The 17,813-nt window shown below is 60.0% G+C and carries 16 protein-coding genes; 11 read left to right on the top strand and 5 right to left on the bottom strand.

What is annotated here, in order from left to right; genetic code table 11:
* Window positions 1-32: 32 nt before the first annotated feature.
* Window positions 33-917, bottom strand: coding sequence for an MBL fold metallo-hydrolase (locus M2S36_RS04800; protein WP_063912298.1), 885 nt, complete (start codon window positions 915-917; stop codon window positions 33-35).
* A 222-nt stretch (window positions 918-1,139) separates the two neighbouring features.
* On the opposite strand from M2S36_RS04800, the gene M2S36_RS04795 reads away from it, so the two are divergent.
* The gene (locus M2S36_RS04795; RefSeq protein WP_233687621.1) at window positions 1,140-2,432 is read left to right on the top strand and encodes a sigma-54 interaction domain-containing protein; all 1,293 of its coding nucleotides are present in this window, start codon (window positions 1,140-1,142) and stop codon (window positions 2,430-2,432) included.
* Window positions 2,433-2,661: 229 nt separating this feature from the next.
* The gene (locus M2S36_RS04790) at window positions 2,662-3,069 is read left to right on the top strand and encodes an RcnB family protein (protein WP_207831414.1); all 408 of its coding nucleotides are present in this window, start codon (window positions 2,662-2,664) and stop codon (window positions 3,067-3,069) included.
* A gap of 62 nt (window positions 3,070-3,131) precedes the next feature.
* Here M2S36_RS04790 and gyrB read toward each other — a convergent pair whose 3' ends face one another.
* Genes gyrB through dnaA form a run of 4 tightly spaced genes read right to left on the bottom strand, consistent with a single transcriptional unit; the run spans window position 3,132 to window position 9,357 of the window.
* Window positions 3,132-5,552 (bottom strand): DNA topoisomerase (ATP-hydrolyzing) subunit B, encoded by a 2,421-nt coding sequence (gene gyrB / locus M2S36_RS04785; RefSeq protein WP_063912295.1) that lies wholly within the window; start codon window positions 5,550-5,552, stop codon window positions 3,132-3,134.
* Between the two features lie 4 nt (window positions 5,553-5,556).
* Window positions 5,557-6,660 carry a DNA replication/repair protein RecF gene (recF, locus tag M2S36_RS04780; RefSeq protein ID WP_112251663.1) on the bottom strand — a complete coding sequence of 368 codons (1,104 nt, stop codon included), beginning with the start codon at window positions 6,658-6,660 and terminating at the stop codon, window positions 5,557-5,559.
* 14 nt (window positions 6,661-6,674) lie between these two features.
* Window positions 6,675-7,778, bottom strand: coding sequence for a DNA polymerase III subunit beta (gene dnaN, locus M2S36_RS04775; protein WP_003260019.1), 1,104 nt, complete (start codon window positions 7,776-7,778; stop codon window positions 6,675-6,677).
* Between the two features lie 40 nt (window positions 7,779-7,818).
* Entirely contained in the window at window positions 7,819-9,357 is a 1,539-nt protein-coding gene (gene dnaA, locus M2S36_RS04770) for a chromosomal replication initiator protein DnaA (protein ID WP_207831412.1), read from the bottom strand.
* 168 nt (window positions 9,358-9,525) lie between these two features.
* On the opposite strand from dnaA, the gene M2S36_RS04765 reads away from it, so the two are divergent.
* The 9 genes from M2S36_RS04765 to M2S36_RS04725 all read left to right on the top strand — a co-directional run bounded on the left by M2S36_RS04765 (window position 9,526) and on the right by M2S36_RS04725 (window position 17,805).
* On the top strand, window positions 9,526-9,867 hold the full coding sequence (locus M2S36_RS04765) for a hypothetical protein (protein ID WP_207831410.1): 342 nt from the start codon (window positions 9,526-9,528) through the stop codon (window positions 9,865-9,867).
* Between the two features lie 85 nt (window positions 9,868-9,952).
* Window positions 9,953-10,087: a 50S ribosomal protein L34 gene (gene rpmH / locus M2S36_RS04760; RefSeq protein WP_003253163.1), complete on the top strand. Its 135-nt coding sequence runs from the start codon at window positions 9,953-9,955 to the stop codon at window positions 10,085-10,087.
* A gap of 13 nt (window positions 10,088-10,100) precedes the next feature.
* A complete protein-coding gene (gene rnpA, locus M2S36_RS04755; protein ID WP_082888282.1) occupies window positions 10,101-10,505 on the top strand; it encodes a ribonuclease P protein component in 405 nt (134 codons plus the stop codon).
* Entirely contained in the window at window positions 10,498-10,743 is a 246-nt protein-coding gene (yidD, locus tag M2S36_RS04750; protein WP_015268406.1) for a membrane protein insertion efficiency factor YidD, read from the top strand. The genes rnpA and yidD overlap by 8 nt, the downstream gene beginning before the upstream one ends.
* 2 nt (window positions 10,744-10,745) lie before the next feature.
* A complete protein-coding gene (gene yidC / locus M2S36_RS04745; protein ID WP_207831407.1) occupies window positions 10,746-12,428 on the top strand; it encodes a membrane protein insertase YidC in 1,683 nt (560 codons plus the stop codon).
* Window positions 12,429-12,515: 87 nt separating this feature from the next.
* On the top strand, window positions 12,516-13,886 hold the full coding sequence (mnmE, locus tag M2S36_RS04740; RefSeq protein ID WP_207831405.1) for a tRNA uridine-5-carboxymethylaminomethyl(34) synthesis GTPase MnmE: 1,371 nt from the start codon (window positions 12,516-12,518) through the stop codon (window positions 13,884-13,886).
* 569 nt (window positions 13,887-14,455) lie between these two features.
* Window positions 14,456-16,348 carry a tRNA uridine-5-carboxymethylaminomethyl(34) synthesis enzyme MnmG gene (gene mnmG / locus M2S36_RS04735; RefSeq protein WP_333956782.1) on the top strand — a complete coding sequence of 631 codons (1,893 nt, stop codon included), beginning with the start codon at window positions 14,456-14,458 and terminating at the stop codon, window positions 16,346-16,348.
* A complete protein-coding gene (gene rsmG / locus M2S36_RS04730; protein ID WP_003260025.1) occupies window positions 16,345-16,995 on the top strand; it encodes a 16S rRNA (guanine(527)-N(7))-methyltransferase RsmG in 651 nt (216 codons plus the stop codon). The genes mnmG and rsmG overlap by 4 nt, the downstream gene beginning before the upstream one ends.
* Window positions 16,996-17,013: 18 nt before the next feature.
* Window positions 17,014-17,805: a ParA family protein gene (locus tag M2S36_RS04725; protein ID WP_012274913.1), complete on the top strand. Its 792-nt coding sequence runs from the start codon at window positions 17,014-17,016 to the stop codon at window positions 17,803-17,805.
* The last annotated feature ends 8 nt before the right edge of the window (window positions 17,806-17,813 follow it).

The following is a 17,813-nucleotide window of genomic DNA, read 5'->3' as shown; positions in this document are numbered from 1 at the left end:
AATCCTGGAAATCTGGTTATGGGGCAGGGCGGTCACAGCTTGTTCAGCGGAATCTTCAGGTAGCTCACACCGTTCTCTTCCGGCGCGGGGAACTGGCCGCTGCGCATGTTCACCTGCACCGAAGGCAGGATCAGCACGGGCATGTCGAGAGTCTTGTCGCGGGCTTCACGCATGGCGACGAAGCTGTCCTCATCGACACCCTGATGGATATGAATATTGCTGGCGCGCTGCTCGGCCACGGTGGTGACGTACTGCATGTCGCGGCCACCTGGCAGGTAGTCGTGGCACATGAACAGCCGGGTCTGGTCGGGGAAGGCCAGCAAGCGACGGATCGAGCGGTACAGGGTGCGAGCATCGGCCCCCGGGAAGTCACAGCGAGCAGTACCGTAATCGGGCATGAACAAGGTGTCGCCGACGAACACCGCGGTCTCGCCGGCGTCCTCGATCATGAAGCTCATGCACGCAGGCGTGTGCCCTGGGGTGTGCAGCGCGCGGGCATGCAGGTTGCCAATGCGGAAACCTTCCTCGTCTTCGAACAGCACATCGAACTGGCTGCCATCGCGGGCGAAGCCAGGCTCGGCATTGAACAAGGCGCCGAACACTTTCTGTACCTGGGTGATGTGGGCGCCGATGGCGGTATGGCCGCCGAGCTTTTCCTTCAAATAAGCCGCTGCCGAAAGGTGGTCGGCATGCACATGGGTTTCCAGCACCCACTGCACGCTGGCTTCAAGCTCGGCCACTCGCTGGATCAGGCGGTCGGCCGAGGCAGTGCAGGTGCGCCCGGACTTGGGGTCGTAATCCAGCACACTGTCAATCAATGCGCACTGGCGGGTTTCAAGGTCCATGACCAGGTAGCTGATGGTCGAGGTCGCCTGGTCGTAAAAGGCGTCCACGTGCAGGTTGTTGCCGATGATCATCACGTTCTCCAATTTATCCACCCGGCCTTGTACAGGCGCAGGCAGTGCCAGGAGGTTTATCAAGATGCATGCCAGGCATTTTCTCGCGAGCGGGCCAATGAAACCGGCCCGTTGCTGACAGTTGCCGATGACAGTGGCAGCGCGGCTGGCAGTCGACTGTCAGCCAATGGCAGTGTTTGGCAGTCCTTGTTACCCTGCGCCGGTCATCCAATCGGTGCCGTCATGCCTGAAGCCCATCCCCTCATCCTAGCCCTGGTTTCCTACCTTGAGCACGATGCCCTGCCAACCATCGTGCTGGATACCGACTACAACATCCTGGCCGCCAACGCTGCCTATCGCCGCCAGTTCGGTCGCCATGAGCAGGCGCCGCTGGGCGAAAAATGCCACAAGGTCTCGCACCACTATGCCGTACCTTGCGACCAGGCCGGCGAGCATTGCCCGATGCGCAAGGCATGGCACAGCAAGGTACCGGAGCGGGTGCTGCACATTCATCACACGCCACGCGGCCCCGAGCATGTGGATGTCGAGCTGCGGCCGATCCTGGATGAACAGGGCAGGGTGGTGGCCTTTGTCGAACGCCTGACCAGCATCACCCTCGCATCGGCGCAGCCCCAGGAGCAAGGTCTGGTCGGCCGGGCGCCAGCGTTCAAGGCGGCCCTGGCCAGCCTGCAGCGTGCTGCGCCGGCGCAGATCCCGGTGTTGCTGCAGGGTGAGTCGGGTACCGGCAAGGAACTGTTCGCCCGCGCGGTGCACATGGGCAGCCCAAGGGCCAACGGCCCGTTGGTGGTGGTCGACTGTACCGGCCTGACCGAGTCGTTGTTCGAGAGCGAGCTGTTCGGCTACGAGAAGGGCGCGTTCACTGGCGCCAACCAGCGCAAGATCGGCCTCGCCGAAGCGGCGCATGGCGGCACCCTGTTCCTCGATGAAATTGGCGAAGTACCGCTGGCGATGCAGGTGAAGCTGCTGCGCCTGATCGAGTCCGGCAGCTTCCGCCCTGTGGGTAGCCTGCGCACGGTGCATTCGGATTTTCGTCTTGTTTCAGCGACGCACAAACCCCTCCGGCAGATGGTGGCGGATGGTACCTTCCGCGAAGACCTGTATTACCGCATCAGCGGCTTCCCGATCCGCCTGCCGGCATTGCGCGAACGTGTGGAAGATTTACCCCTGCTAGCGCAGAGCCTGTTGCAACGCATGGCAGGCAAGCCGACGCCCAGGCTGAGCGACGATGCCTTGCAGCAGCTTGGCCTGCATCCATTCCCGGGCAACATTCGCGAGCTGCGCAACATTCTGGAAAGGGCACGCCTGTTTGCCGATGACGGGCTGATCCGGCCGGAGCATTTGCCGGAGGATATCGGACCGGCGGGGGCGATCAAGGCAGGTGGCCGGCGCAATCACCTGGGTGAACTGGCGCAGGCACTGGAACAGTTCAAGGGCTCGCGCAGTGAACTGGCCCGTCACCTTGGCCTGAGTGAGCGCACGCTGTATCGCCGGTTGAAGGAACTTGGCCTGAATTGACGCGTGGGCTGCGCCGGCCCTATCGCCGGCAAGCCGGCTCCCACAGGTACGTCACAGGACCTGAATACAGCACCACACCCGCTCCCATAGGGATGGCGCTTCACGGACCTTTACCGGACCTTTACCTCTGCACTGACATTAAGCGGGAAGGATTGTGGTCTGATCAGTTAACCGAACCTGGCAACCTGTCAGCTCCCGCCAGGCGTTAACATGCAGAGGACCGCATCAAATGAAAAAGACCCTAACCGTGATCTGCGCCGCGCTCATGCTCAGCGCCCCCTTGGCCAGCTTCGCGCAGCCGGGCCCACCTGATCGGCATGATGGCGGCCCTGCACACCAAGGCAACCCGCCCCATGGTCAGCCACAGCACCAAGGCCGCCATGACAATGGCCGCGGTCCCGCCTACCGCGACCCGAACTTCCGCCCACAACCGGGCATGCCGGTTCCGCATCAACAGTGGCATCGCGGTCATGTGGTTGACCCGCATTACCGTGGCGACCGTTACTGGGTGACCGACTGGAAAGCACGCCACCTGTATGCTCCACCCCGTGATCACCGCTGGTTGTATGTGAACGGGGACTATGTGCTGGTGGCTATTGCCAGTGGTGTGATCGTCAACGTCCTAAGCGGTTACTGATTTCTACAGGCACTAAAAAGCCCGCTTTCGCGGGCTTTTTAGTGCCTGTAGATCTACGCGAATCAGAAGTCCAGGTTCGACACCGACAACGCGTTGCTTTCAATGAAGTCACGACGCGGCTCGACTGCATCACCCATCAGGGTGTTGAAGATCTGGTCGGCAGCGATCGCATCCTCGATGGTGACCTTGAGCATACGGCGAACGGTCGGGTCCATGGTGGTTTCCCACAGCTGGTCCGGGTTCATCTCACCCAGCCCTTTGTATCGCTGAATCGTGTGTCGCTTGGTGGTCTCGTTCATCAGCCAATCCAGGCCTTCCTTGAACTCGACGATTGCCTTGCGGCGCTCACCGCGCTGCACGTAAGCACCTTCGCCCAACAAGCTGGAAAGCTTGGCACCAATGTTGACTACGGTACGGTAGTCATTGCTGCCGAAGAAGTCCCGGTTGAAGGTGACATAGCTGGCCAGGCCGTGGGAGGTAATTTCCACTTCTGGCAACCATACGTTGCGCTCTTTGTCTTCGCGCAGGCTGGCTTTGTAAACCAGGCCGGACTTCTGGCTGTTGTTCAGACGCTCCTGGAACTGGGCCAACCAGGCTTGCATCACAGCGTGGTCACCCAGCTGCTCCAGGCTCACCTCCGGCAGGTAGATGAAGTGCTCGGTCAGCTCTTCCGGGTACAAGCGCGACAGGCGCTTGAGGGTCTTCATGACGCTACGGAATTCATTCACCAGTGCTTCCAGCTGCACACCGGAAACCGCTGGCGCCGACTCGTCCAGGTGCAGGCTGGCATCTTCCAGGGCCGACTGGGTCATGTACTCTTCCATGGCCTCGTCGTCCTTGATGTACTGCTCCTGCTTGCCTTTCTTCACCTTGTACAGCGGTGGCTGGGCAATGTAGATGTAGCCACGCTCGACCAGCTCCGGCAGCTGACGGAAGAAGAAGGTCAGCAGCAGTGTACGGATGTGCGAACCGTCAACGTCAGCATCGGTCATGATGATGATGTTGTGATAACGCAGCTTGTCGATGTTGTACTCTTCGCGGCCGATACCACAGCCCAGCGCAGTGATCAGCGTGCCCACTTCCTGGGACGAGATCATCTTGTCGAAGCGCGCTTTCTCGACGTTGAGGATTTTACCCTTCAACGGCAGGATCGCCTGAGTACGACGGTTGCGGCCTTGCTTCGCCGAGCCACCCGCGGAGTCACCCTCCACCAGGTACAGTTCGGAAAGGGCAGGGTCCTTTTCCTGGCAGTCCGCCAGTTTGCCTGGCAAGCCGGCGATATCCAGCGCACCTTTGCGGCGAGTCATCTCACGAGCTTTACGTGCCGCTTCACGGGCACGTGCCGCGTCGATCATCTTGCCAACGACGGCCTTGGCCTCGTTCGGGTTTTCCAGCAGGAAGTCGGCGAAGTACTTGTTCATCTCCTGTTCCACGGCGGTTTTCACCTCCGAGGAGACCAGCTTGTCTTTGGTCTGCGAGCTGAACTTAGGGTCCGGTACCTTCACCGAGATGATCGCGGTCAGGCCTTCACGGGCGTCGTCGCCAGTAGTCGCGACCTTGTTTTTCTTGGCCAGGCCTTCCTGTTCGATGTAGCTGTTCAGGCTACGGGTCAGCGAGGAACGGAAGCCCACCAGGTGAGTACCGCCGTCGCGCTGCGGAATGTTGTTGGTGAAACACAGCAGGTTTTCGTTGAAGCTGTCGTTCCACTGTAGGGCGACTTCAACACCCACGCCATCGTCACGCTGGACGTTGAAGTGGAATACCTGGGAGTTGACCGGGGTCTTGTTGGTGTTCAGGTATTCGACGAATGCACGCAGGCCGCCTTCGTACTTGAAGAATTCTTCTTTACCACTGCGCTCATCCTTCAGCAGGATGCCAACGCCCGAGTTGAGGAACGACAGCTCGCGGATACGCTTGGCCAGGATGTCCCAGCTGAAGTGGATGTTCTTGAAGGTTTCAGCCGATGGTTTGAAGTGGATGTGGGTACCAGTGCTTTCGCTGTCACCGACAACCGCCATCGGCGCCTGTGGAACACCGTGAACATAGGTCTGTTCCCAGATCTTGCCGCTACGGCGAACGGTCAGTACCAGTTTCTCGGACAGGGCGTTCACAACAGAAACACCTACGCCGTGCAGACCACCGGATACCTTGTAGGAGTTGTCGTCGAACTTACCGCCAGCGTGCAGCACGGTCATGATGACCTCGGCTGCCGAAACGCCTTCTTCTTTATGCACGTCGACCGGAATGCCGCGACCGTTGTCGCGCACACTGATGGATTCGTCCGGGTGGATGATGACGGTGATGTCATCGCAGTGACCGGCGAGGGCTTCGTCGATCGAGTTGTCGACCACCTCGAAGACCATGTGGTGCAGGCCGCTGCCATCATCGGTGTCGCCAATGTACATGCCGGGGCGCTTGCGCACGGCATCCAAACCTTTCAGCACCTTGATGCTGGAGGAGTCGTACGTTTGATTTTCGCTCATGCATTCACTCCCGATGGTCGTGGGTCTGGGTGATACGGCCTTGTTCCACGTGGAACAAAGCAACTGGCGTTTCCGTCTGCCAGCCTTCCCTCAGTAATTCGTGATCTACACAGGTGATGAACACCTGGCAGCGTAATTCTTCAAGCAAGCGACACAGCGCGCGGCGATGCTGGTCGTCCAGCTCGGACGGCAAGTCATCCACGAGATAAATACAGTGACCGCGGCGAGCCTGACTAACGAGGTGGCCTTGGGCAATGCGCAATGCACACACCACCAGCTTTTGCTGACCACGCGACAGGATGTCGGCTGCGTTGTTGGCAGCCAGACGAAGACGCAGATCAGCACGCTGCGGACCGGCCTGGGTATGGCCCATCTGCTGATCGCGAAGGAGAGAGGAGGCGAGTACTTCTTGCAGTTCCCGGTCCTTGTCCCAGCCTCGGTAGTAGCTCAGGGTCAACCCGTCCAGCTCGACCAGTTCGCTCAGGGTTCGCTCGAAGACGGGCTTCAAGGCCTTGATGTAGTTGCGACGGTATTCATCTATTTCCGCGCTGGCCAGGCACAATTCCCGGTCCCAGGCGGCTTGCGAAGCTGGGTCAAGTGTACCATGCCGCAACCATGAGTTCCGCTGCCGCAGTGCCTTCTGCAGCCGTTGCCAAGCAGGCAGGAAACGAGGTTCCACGTGGAACACTCCCCAATCCAGGAACTGGCGGCGTATTTTCGGAGCACCTTCCAACAGGCGGAAACTGTCTGGGTTGATGAGCTGGAGCGGTAGCAACTCAGCCAGCTGCGCCGCGCTGCGCGCGTTCTGCCCATCGATGCGAATAGTGAACTCCCCTTGCCGCTCCCGGGATACACCCAGGTTGCTGCTGCCACCCTCGGCTAATTGCACTTCGCCGAACACGGTACAGGCAGGCTGTTCGTACTGGATAACCGGGTTCAGGCGGGTGCTGCGGAATGAGCGCGCCAGCCCGAGCAAGTGCACGGCTTCAAGCACGCTGGTCTTGCCGCTGCCGTTGGCGCCGTAAAGGATGTTGATGCGGGGGGAGGGTGAGAGTGTCACCGGGTGCAAGTTGCGCACCGCGGTGACAATGATACGTCGAAGGGACATTTCGCCTGCTACGGTTACAGGCGCATCGGCATGACAACGTAGGAAGAATCGTCATTGCCGGCTTCCTGCAGCAGGGCACTGCTGTTGGAGTCGGACAGGATCAGACGAACTTGCTCGGTAGTCATCACGCCCAGCACGTCCAGCAGGTAGCTGACGTTGAATCCGATTTCCAGCGAGCTACCTTCGTAGTCCACGCTGATTTCTTCTTCAGCTTCTTCCTGCTCGGGGTTGTTGGCCTGGATCTTCAGTTGGCCAGCAGCCAGTTGCAGGCGGATACCGCGGTACTTTTCGTTGGAAAGAATCGCAGTACGGCTGAAGGCTTCACGCAGCGCCTGGCGGTCGCCGACCACCAGCTTGTCACCACCCTTGGGCAGTACACGCTCGTAGTCCGGGAACTTGCCGTCCACCAGCTTGGAGGTGAAGGTGAACTCACCGGTGGTGGCGCGGATGTGGTGCTGGCCCAGGACGATGCTCACCATGCCTTCCGGGTCGGTCAGCAGGCGCGCCAGTTCGAGGATACCTTTGCGTGGCACGATGACCTGATGGCGATCATCCTGCTCGATGGGCGCGCTCATGGAGCACAGCGCCAGGCGGTGGCCGTCGGTGGACACAGCACGCAGGGTGTTGCGGGAAACCTCCAGCAGCATACCGTTGAGGTAGTAGCGCACATCCTGCTGGGCCATGGCGAAACTGGTGCGCTCGATCAGGCGGCGCAGCTTGCTCTGTTCCAGGTTGCAGGTCAGCGAGCCCGGGCCTTCTTCCACGGTCGGGAAGTCATTGGCTGGCAGGGTCGACAGGGTAAAGCGGCTGCGACCGGCCTTGACCAACAGTTTCTGCTCGTCAACCTTGATATCGATCAGGGCATCGTTCGGCAGGCTTTTGCAAATGTCCATCAGCTTGCGCGCCGGGACAGTGATTTCGCCAGGCTCGGCCGGCTCTTCCAGTTGCACGCGGCCTACCAGCTCGACTTCCAGGTCGGTACCAGTCAACGACAGTTGCTGGCCTTGCACGACCAGCAATACGTTGGACAGGACCGGCAAGGTCTGACGGCGCTCGACGACACCGGCGACCAGTTGCAGGGGTTTCAACAGGGCTTCGCGTTGAATGGTGAAATGCATGGTCTAGTCCCTTGCCTTCAATTAGCTGCGCAGACGGCCATCAGGTCGTCAGCGTCCGCAGCAGGTTCTTGTAGTCCTCGCGGATGTCCGCGTCGGATTCCTTAAGTTCGTTGATCTTGCGGCAGGCATGCAGCACGGTCGTATGGTCGCGCCCACCGAACATGTCGCCGATTTCCGGCAGACTGTGGTTGGTCAGCTCCTTGGACAGGGCCATGGCCACCTGACGTGGACGCGCCACGGAACGCGAACGACGCTTGGACAACAGATCGGAGATCTTGATCTTGTAGTACTCGGCGACGGTACGCTGAATGTTATCCACACTGACCAGCTTGTCTTGCAGCGCCAGCAGGTCCTTGAGCGACTCACGGATCAGCTCGATGGTGATGTCGCGGCCCATGAAGTGCGAGTGAGCGATCACCCGCTTCAATGCACCTTCCAGTTCGCGGACGTTGGAACGGATACGCTGGGCAATGAAGAAGGCTGCGTCATGCGGAAGTTCGACCTTGGCCTGGTCGGCCTTCTTCATCAGGATCGCCACGCGAGTTTCCAGCTCTGGTGGCTCGACGGCCACCGTCAGGCCCCAACCAAAGCGCGACTTCAGGCGCTCTTCCAGGCCTTCGATCTCCTTGGGGTAGCGGTCAGAGGTAAGGATTACCTGCTGGCCGCCCTCGAGCAAGGCGTTGAAGGTGTGGAAAAACTCTTCCTGCGAGCGCTCTTTACGGGCGAAGAACTGGATATCGTCGATCAGCAACGCATCCACAGAACGGTAGAAGCGCTTGAATTCGTTGATGGCGTTGAGCTGCAGCGCCTTGACCATGTCCGCGACGAAGCGCTCCGAATGCAGGTACACGACCTTGGCGTTCGGGTTCTTCTTCAGCAGGTGGTTACCCACAGCATGCATGAGGTGGGTCTTACCCAGGCCCACACCACCATAAAGGAAGAGCGGGTTGTAGCCATGCTTGGGGTTGTCGGCCACCTGCCAGGCAGCCGCGCGCGCCAGCTGGTTCGACTTACCTTCGACGAAGGTGTCGAAGGTGAAGGTGCGGTTCAGGTAGCTGGTGTGCTTGAGCGCGCCTTCAACTTGCACGGTGCGCTGTTCTGTCCGGGCACTGCCGGCCGTCGCCGGAGCCGGCTCGGCCATGGCATCGAAGCTGTCACGCGAAGATGGCTCGGCCAGTTCATCGACCAGCACAGGCTCGGCCGCTGCCACGGCTACCGGTTCGACCACTGCCGGCACTGCCTTCTGTGTCTGGCTCTGCGCCTGGGTGTGCGCCAGCGAAGCGGCCACGGCGGCACTCACAGGTGCGTTGGGCGCCGCACGTGGTGCCGAGCTGCGGCGGCTGCCGATCAACAAGGAAAGGGCAGGCGCAATACCGCTGCCGTTTTCGCCCAACAGCTCGAGCAAGCGACCCAGGTACTTTTCATTGACCCAATCGAGAACGAAACGGTTAGGCGCATAGACGCGCAACTCGTCGCCTTCGGCTTCGACCTGTAGCGGACGGATCCAGGTGTTGAATTGCTGGGCAGGCAGTTCATCGCGCAGAAGCTCCACGCACTGCTGCCAAAGTTCCACTGACACGGATATCCCCTGAGTTTGAAAGCCGGATGAGGCAAAAACAAACCGCCATTGTACCGGTCGAGCGTTCAGTTATCCACATGTGGACACGCTAGGAACCATGACAAAACAGCCATTTATCGACCGAAACGGCTTCGCGGCGCTGTGAATAAGCCCTGTGGATAAGCGACCATGAGCGCTATGCACAACCCTGGGGTCAGCCCTGTTGATAACTCAACTGTGGATAAGCGTTGTTTTCATCCACAGCTTTTGACCATGAAGGAAACAAGCGCAGCACCGGTTGAGAACACAGTTGTAAAACTCTGTACAGCGCGTATTTTATGGCCTCAAGAAGGTTATCCACAGAAGGTTATCCACTTAAGATTTATAGATTCTTCAGAAAAGCTTTTTATATGTCTCTTCTTTTTTTTCATGTTGTCCCCAATTCGTGTGTCCGATCAAGCACCCCGTGGTGATGGACAAGCACGCACCGTCCATCACGTGCTCTATATGGAAAGACTGGTTGGAAATTGACCTACGGGCTTGCTTTCTCTAGAATCGCCGGTCTCTTAAAAAGGGGGCCATCCCGGCCCGTCGTCGACAAACCAGGTAATACGCCATGAAACGTACTTTCCAACCAAGCACCATCAAGCGCGCGCGCACCCACGGCTTCCGTGCCCGTATGGCTACCAAGAACGGCCGCGCTGTTCTGTCGCGTCGTCGTGCCAAAGGCCGTAAGCGTCTGGCCATTTGATTTTTCGGCACAGGTGGTGAGTCAGGACTTCAGTCGGGAAAAGCGACTGCTTACACCCCGACATTTCAAAGCGGTCTTCGACTCCCCAACCGGCAAGGTTCCAGGGAAAAACCTGCTGATCCTTGCTCGCGAGAACGGCCTCGATCACCCACGCCTTGGCCTGGTGATCGGCAAGAAGAGCGTCAAGCTCGCCGTTCAACGCAACCGCCTCAAGCGCTTGATGCGCGATTCCTTTCGTCTGAACCAGCAATTGCTTGCCGGGTTGGACATCGTGATCGTCGCGCGCAAGGGATTGGGTGAGATAGAAAACCCGGAATTGCACCAACACTTTGGCAAACTCTGGAAACGCCTGGCGCGCAGCCGGCCCGCTCCAGCAGCGACTGCCAATTCCGCAGGGGTAGACAGTCAAGATGCGTAAACTGGCGCTCGTTCCGATCCAGTTTTACCGTTATGCCATTAGTCCTCTGATGGCCAATCACTGTCGTTTCTTCCCCAGTTGCTCCTGTTACGCTTATGAAGCCATCGAAAACCACGGCCTCTGGCGTGGTGGGTGGCTAGCCGTTCGTCGCCTGGGGCGTTGTCATCCGTGGAACGACGGCGGTTTCGATCCCGTTCCTCCCGCTCCTTCCTCCCGAACTTCTTCGATAGCCGAGTAATCATGGATATTAAACGCACGATCCTGATCGTCGCCCTGGCAATCGTGTCCTACGTCATGGTCCTCAAGTGGAACCAGGACTACGGCCAGGCTGCCCTGCCGACTCAGAATACTGCTGCCAGCACTGTTGCCCCGGGCTTGCCGGACGGCGTACCGGCCGGTAATGCCGGCGCCAGCGCCGATGTACCAAGTGCCAACGCCGAAACCAGCGCAGCCGAACTGGCGCCGGTCGCGGTCAGCAAGGACCTGATCCGGGTCAAGACCGATGTTCTGGAACTGGCTATCGATCCGGTCGGTGGTGACATCGTCCAGCTGAACCTGCCGCAGTACCCACGTCGCCAGGATCATCCGGACATTCCGTTCCAGCTGTTCGACAACGGTGGCGAACGTGTCTACCTGGCACAAAGCGGCCTGACCGGCACCAACGGTCCGGATGCCCGTCCTGCCGGTCGCCCGCTGTACGCTGCCGACAAGAAGGCTTACCAGTTGGCCGATGGCCAGCAGCAACTGGTGGTCGACCTGAAGTTCAGCGATAACGGCGTCAACTACATCAAGCGCTTCAGCTTCAAGCGCGGCGAGTACGACCTGACCGTCAGCTACCTGATCGACAACCAGAGCGGCCAGGCCTGGAGCGGCAACATGTTTGCCCAGCTCAAGCGTGACGCCAGCTCCGATCCGTCGTCGAGCACCGCCACCGGCACCGCTACCTACCTGGGCGCCGCCCTGTGGACAGCTTCCGAGCCTTACAAAAAGGTCTCGATGAAGGACATCGACAAAGGTAGTTTGAAAGAAAATGTGTCCGGCGGCTGGGTTGCCTGGTTGCAGCACTACTTCGTGACCGCCTGGATTCCGGCCAAGTCGGACAACAATGTTGTTCAGACCCGCAAGGACAGCCAGGGCAACTACATCATCGGCTACACCGGCCCGGCCATCAGCGTGCCTGCTGGCGGCAAGGTCGAAACCAGTGCCATGCTGTACGCCGGCCCGAAAATCCAGTCCAAGCTGAAAGAGTTGTCCCCAGGCCTGGAACTGACCGTCGACTACGGCTTCCTGTGGTTCATTGCCCAGCCGATCTTCTGGCTGCTGCAACATATCCACAGCCTGCTGGGTAACTGGGGCTGGTCGATCATCGTGCTGACCATGCTGATCAAAGGCCTGTTCTTCCCGCTGTCGGCTGCCAGCTACCGTTCGATGGCGCGCATGCGTGCCGTTGCGCCGAAGCTCGCTGCACTGAAGGAACGCTTCGGTGACGATCGCCAGAAGATGTCCCAGGCGATGATGGAGCTGTACAAGAAAGAGAAGATCAACCCGCTGGGCGGCTGCCTGCCGATCCTGGTGCAGATGCCGGTGTTCCTGGCCCTGTACTGGGTACTGCTGGAAAGCGTGGAAATGCGCCAGGCCCCATGGATGCTGTGGATTACCGACCTGTCGATCAAGGATCCGTTCTTCATCCTGCCGATCATCATGGGCGCCACCATGTTCATCCAGCAACGCCTGAACCCGACGCCGCCAGATCCGATGCAGGCCAAGGTGATGAAAATGATGCCGATCATCTTCACCTTCTTCTTCCTGTGGTTCCCGGCTGGTCTGGTGCTGTACTGGGTTGTGAACAACTGCCTGTCGATTGCACAGCAGTGGTACATCACCCGCAGCATCGAAGCAGCCAGCAAAAAAGCTGCTGCTTGACAGGCTGCTACGCTAGCCTGTGAATAAAAACGCCCCCTAGTGGGGCGTTTTTGCTATCTGTCGTTTTTGTCGTAGAGGCTTTCGAGCATGAACACTGTGCGTGAAACCATCGCCGCCATCGCCACCGCCCAGGGCCGCGGCGGTGTGGGTATTGTCAGGTTGTCCGGCCCTCTGGCTGCCCAGGCCGGCCAGTTGATCACCGGCCGTACGCTTACCCCGCGCCACGCCCATTACGGCCCGTTCCGCGACGAGGAAGGGCTGGTGCTGGACGAAGGGATTGCGCTGTTCTTCCCCGGGCCGAACTCGTTCACCGGCGAGGACGTGCTGGAACTGCAGGGCCACGGCGGCCCGGTGGTGCTGGATATGCTGCTGCAGCGCTGTGTACAAGTGGGTTGCCGGCTGGCCCGCCCGGGGGAGTTCAGCGAGCGTGCGTTCCTCAACGACAAGCTCGACCTGGCCCAGGCCGAAGCCATTGCCGACCTGATCGAGGCCAGTTCCAGCCAGGCCGCGCGCAATGCCCTGCGTTCGCTACAGGGGGAGTTCTCCAAGCGCGTGCATTTCCTGACCGAGGCGTTGATTGCGCTGCGCATCTACGTCGAGGCGGCGATCGACTTCCCTGAGGAGGAAATCGACTTCCTCGCCGATGGCCACGTGCTGGCGATGCTCGATACAGTGCGGGGAGATTTGTCCAGAGTACAGCGTGAAGCCGGGCAGGGGGCCTTGCTGCGTGATGGCATGACCGTGGTCATCGCCGGCCGGCCGAATGCAGGCAAGTCGAGCCTGCTGAACCAGCTGGCCGGGCGGGAAGCAGCCATCGTCACCGATATTGCCGGTACCACCCGGGACATCCTGCGCGAACATATCCACATCGACGGCATGCCGCTGCACGTGGTCGATACTGCCGGCCTGCGCGATACCGATGACCATGTGGAAAAGATCGGCGTGGAACGCGCGCTGAAGGCCATTGGCGAGGCAGACCGCGTGCTGTTGGTGGTGGACTCCACCGCGCCCGAGGCCAGCGACCCGTTTGCCCTGTGGCCGGAATTTCTCGACCAGCGGCCGGACCCGGGCAAGGTCACGCTGATTCGCAACAAGGCCGACCTGAGTGGTGAGCGGGTCGCGCTGGAACAGTGTGATGACGGCCATGTGACGATCACTCTCAGCGCCAAAGGGGATGACGCAGGGCTGCAGCTGCTGCGCGACCACCTGAAGGCCTGCATGGGTTATGAACAGACCGCTGAGAGTGGTTTCAGCGCCCGCCGGCGCCATCTGGATGCCCTGCGCCAGGCCAGCGAGCACCTGGAGCACGGCCGTGCACAACTGACCCTGGCTGGTGCGGGTGAACTGTTGGCGGAAGACCTGCGCCAGGCGCAGCAGGCCCTGGGGGAGATTACCGGGGCATTCAGCTCGGATGACCTGCTGGGGCGGATTTTCTCCAGCTTCTGCATCGGCAAGTAATCCACAGCCAGGCAAGGCCGAGCGCCGCTCCTTCGGGAGCGGCTTTTTTTTGCCTCAAATTTCACAGCTCCTACGGAAATCGCGCCGCACCTGAAGGCTGTGCAGAACCCTGTGGGAGCGGGTTCACCTGCGAAGAGGCCGGTGCAGGTTCACATTTTTTCATTCGCCTACACCAATCTGCTCTCAGGAGCCCTGTGGAAAACTCGCATTGAGCTCCGTTGATAAGCAGGCTTTTTTGCTGAGGACAAACCCGCTTGTGGGTAAACAGCCATTTAATCCACAGGCTAAATCATGTTATCCATAGCCCTCATGGCACTCCAGCCACAGGGTTTAATTTTTCTCTATGCAGCATGGATAAAGGGCTGCATAACCTTATCCACAGACAGGCATGTGCATAAGAATAAACATAAAAACAAAGCTTTTTTAAATTTTTCCTCTTTGATTTCTGTTGTCTGCCATTCATCCACAGACTGGTCAAATTTTGCTCAGACGGTTTCTTTAAAGGGGCTGAAGTCCCTATACTTGTCCGCTTACCTTCTCTATTCGCAAAAACAGGCACGAGGTGCGTGGTGGATTTCCCTTCCCGTTTTGAAGTGATCGTCATCGGCGGCGGCCATGCCGGTACCGAGGCTGCGCTTGCGTCTGCACGCATGGGTGTGAAAACCCTGCTGCTGACCCATAACGTGGAAACCCTCGGTCACATGAGCTGCAACCCCGCCATCGGCGGTATTGGCAAAAGCCATCTGGTCAAAGAGATCGATGCCCTCGGCGGCGCCATGGCGCTGGCCACCGACAAGAGCGGCATCCAGTTCCGCGTTCTGAACAACCGCAAGGGCCCGGCCGTACGCGCCACCCGTGCACAGGCCGACCGCGCCATCTACAAGGCCGTGGTCCGTGAAATCCTGGAAAACCAGCCGAACCTGTGGATATTCCAGCAGTCCTGCGACGACCTGATCGTCGAGCAGGACCAGGTCAAAGGCGTGGTAACCCAGATGGGCCTGCGTTTCTTCGCCGAATCGGTGGTTCTGACCACCGGTACCTTCCTCGGCGGGCTTATCCACATTGGTCTGCAAAACCATTCCGGTGGTCGCGCCGGTGATCCACCTTCGATCGCCCTGGCCCACCGCATGCATGAACTGCCGCTGCGCGTCGGCCGCCTGAAAACCGGTACCCCGCCACGCATCGACGGCCGTTCGGTGGACTTCTCGGTGATGACCGAGCAGCCAGGTGATACGCCTATCCCGGTCATGTCGTTCATGGGCAATGCGCAGATGCACCCGCGCCAGGTAAGCTGCTGGATTACCCACACCAACGCGCGCACCCACGAGATCATTGCCTCGAACCTCGACCGTTCGCCGATGTACTCGGGTGTGATCGAAGGTGTCGGCCCGCGCTACTGCCCGTCGATCGAAGACAAGATCCACCGCTTCGCCGACAAGGAAAGCCACCAGGTGTTCATCGAGCCGGAAGGCCTGACCACCCATGAGCTGTACCCCAACGGTATTTCCACTTCGCTGCCGTTCGACGTGCAGCTGGAACTGGTGCGTTCGATCCGCGGCATGGAAAATGCCCACATCGTGCGCCCGGGCTATGCCATCGAATACGACTATTTCGACCCGCGCGACCTCAAGTACAGCCTCGAAACCAAAGTCATCGGTGGCCTGTTCTTCGCCGGCCAGATCAACGGCACCACCGGTTACGAAGAAGCCGGCGCCCAGGGCTTGCTGGCCGGGACCAACGCTGCCCTGCGGGCGCAGGGCCGTGACAGCTGGTGCCCGCGCCGCGACGAGGCGTACATCGGCGTACTGGTCGACGACCTGATTACCCTGGGTACCCAGGAGCCGTACCGCATGTTCACTTCGCGTGCCGAGTACCGCCTGATCCTGCGCGAAGACAACGCCGACCTGCGCCTGACCGAAAAGGGCCGCGAACTCGGCCTGGTCGACGACCAGCGCTGGGCCGCTTTCTGCGCCAAGCGCGACGGCATCGAGCGCGAGGAACAGCGCCTGAAGTCGACCTGGGTACGCCCGAACACCGAGCAAGGCCAGGCCATTGTGGATAAGTTCGGCACCCCGCTCAGCCACGAGTACAGCCTGCTCAACCTGCTGGCACGTCCGGAAATCGACTACGCCGGGCTGATCGAGGCAACCGGCGGCGAAGCGATCGATCCACAGGTCGCCGAGCAGGTCGAGATCCGCACCAAGTACGCCGGTTACATCGACCGCCAGCAGGATGAAATCGCCCGCCTGCGTGCCAGCGAAGACACCCGTCTGCCTGTGGATATCGATTACTCGACGATTTCCGGCCTGTCCAAGGAAATCCAGGGCAAGCTGGGCCAGACCCGTCCGGAAACCCTGGGTCAGGCTTCGCGCATCCCGGGCGTGACCCCGGCGGCGATTTCCCTGTTGCTGATTCACTTGAAAAAACGCGGCGCTGGCCGCGAATTGGAGCAAAGCGCTTGAGTTCCCTGGTCACCCCGCAACACGCTGAAGAGTTGTCCACAGGTGCGCGCCAGCTCGGTGTCGAGCTGAGCGCCGAGCATCACGAAAAGCTGCTCGGCTATCTGGCCCTGTTGATCAAATGGAACAAAGCCTACAACCTCACCGCCGTGCGCGACCCTGACGAGATGGTGTCGCGCCACCTGCTCGACAGCCTCAGTGTCATGCCGTTTATCCATAGCGAGCGTGACAACTGGCTGGATGTCGGCAGTGGCGGTGGCATGCCCGGTATCCCGTTGGCTATCCTGCATCCGCACAAGCGCGTGACGGTGCTGGACGCCAATGGCAAGAAGACCCGCTTCCTGACCCAGGTGAAAATGGAGCTCAAGCTGGACAACCTCACGGTTATCCACAGCCGGGTCGAAGCCTTCCAGCCGGCACAACCGTTCAGCGGAATCATCTCTCGCGCCTTCAGCAGCATGGAGAACTTCACCAACTGGACCCGCCACCTGGGCGACACCGGGACGCAATGGCTTGCAATGAAGGGGCTGCATCCTGCCGATGAACTGGTAGCATTGCCCGCAGACTTCACAGTGGAAAGCGAGCAGGCCCTGACCGTTCCAGGTTGCCAGGGCCAGCGCCATCTGCTGATACTGCGCCGCAAGGCATGACTGGGAACACACGCAACAATGGCTAAGGTATTCGCAATCGCGAACCAGAAAGGTGGTGTGGGCAAGACAACCACCTGTATCAATCTCGCCGCCTCGCTGGCCGCGACCAAGCGTCGTGTGCTGCTGATCGACCTCGATCCGCAGGGCAACGCCACCATGGGCAGCGGTGTGGACAAGCACGAGCTCGAGCACTCGGTCTACGACCTGTTGATCGGGGAATGCGACCTGGCCCAGGCCATGCATTACTCCGAGCATGGTGGTTTCCAGTTGCTGCCGGCCAACCGTGACCTGACCGCCGCCGAAGTGGTGCTGCTGGAAATGCAGGTCAAGGAAAGCCGCCTGCGCAACGCCCTGGCGCCGATTCGCGAGAACTACGACTACATCCTCATCGACTGCCCGCCGTCGCTGTCGATGCTCACGCTAAACGCCCTGGTCGCTTCTGATGGCGTGATCATCCCGATGCAGTGCGAGTACTACGCACTGGAAGGTCTCAGCGACCTTGTGGATAACATCAAGCGTATCGCTGCCCGGTTGAACCCGGAGCTGAAGATCGAAGGCCTGCTGCGGACCATGTACGATCCGCGCCTGAGCCTGAACAACGATGTTTCTGCGCAGCTTAAGGAGCACTTTGGCCCGCAGCTGTACGACACGGTCATTCCGCGCAACATTCGCCTGGCCGAGGCCCCGAGCTTCGGCATGCCGGCCCTGGCCTACGACAAGCAATCGCGCGGCGCACTGGCTTATCTGGCCCTGGCTGGGGAACTGGTACGCCGTCAACGTCGTCAATCCCGCACTGCACAAACAACTTAAGGAATCCG

This window comes from Pseudomonas sp. SF2 (assembly GCF_036858055.1).
Lineage (GTDB): Bacteria > Pseudomonadota > Gammaproteobacteria > Pseudomonadales > Pseudomonadaceae > Aquipseudomonas.
This window is presented reverse-complemented; position numbering and strand designations above follow the sequence as displayed.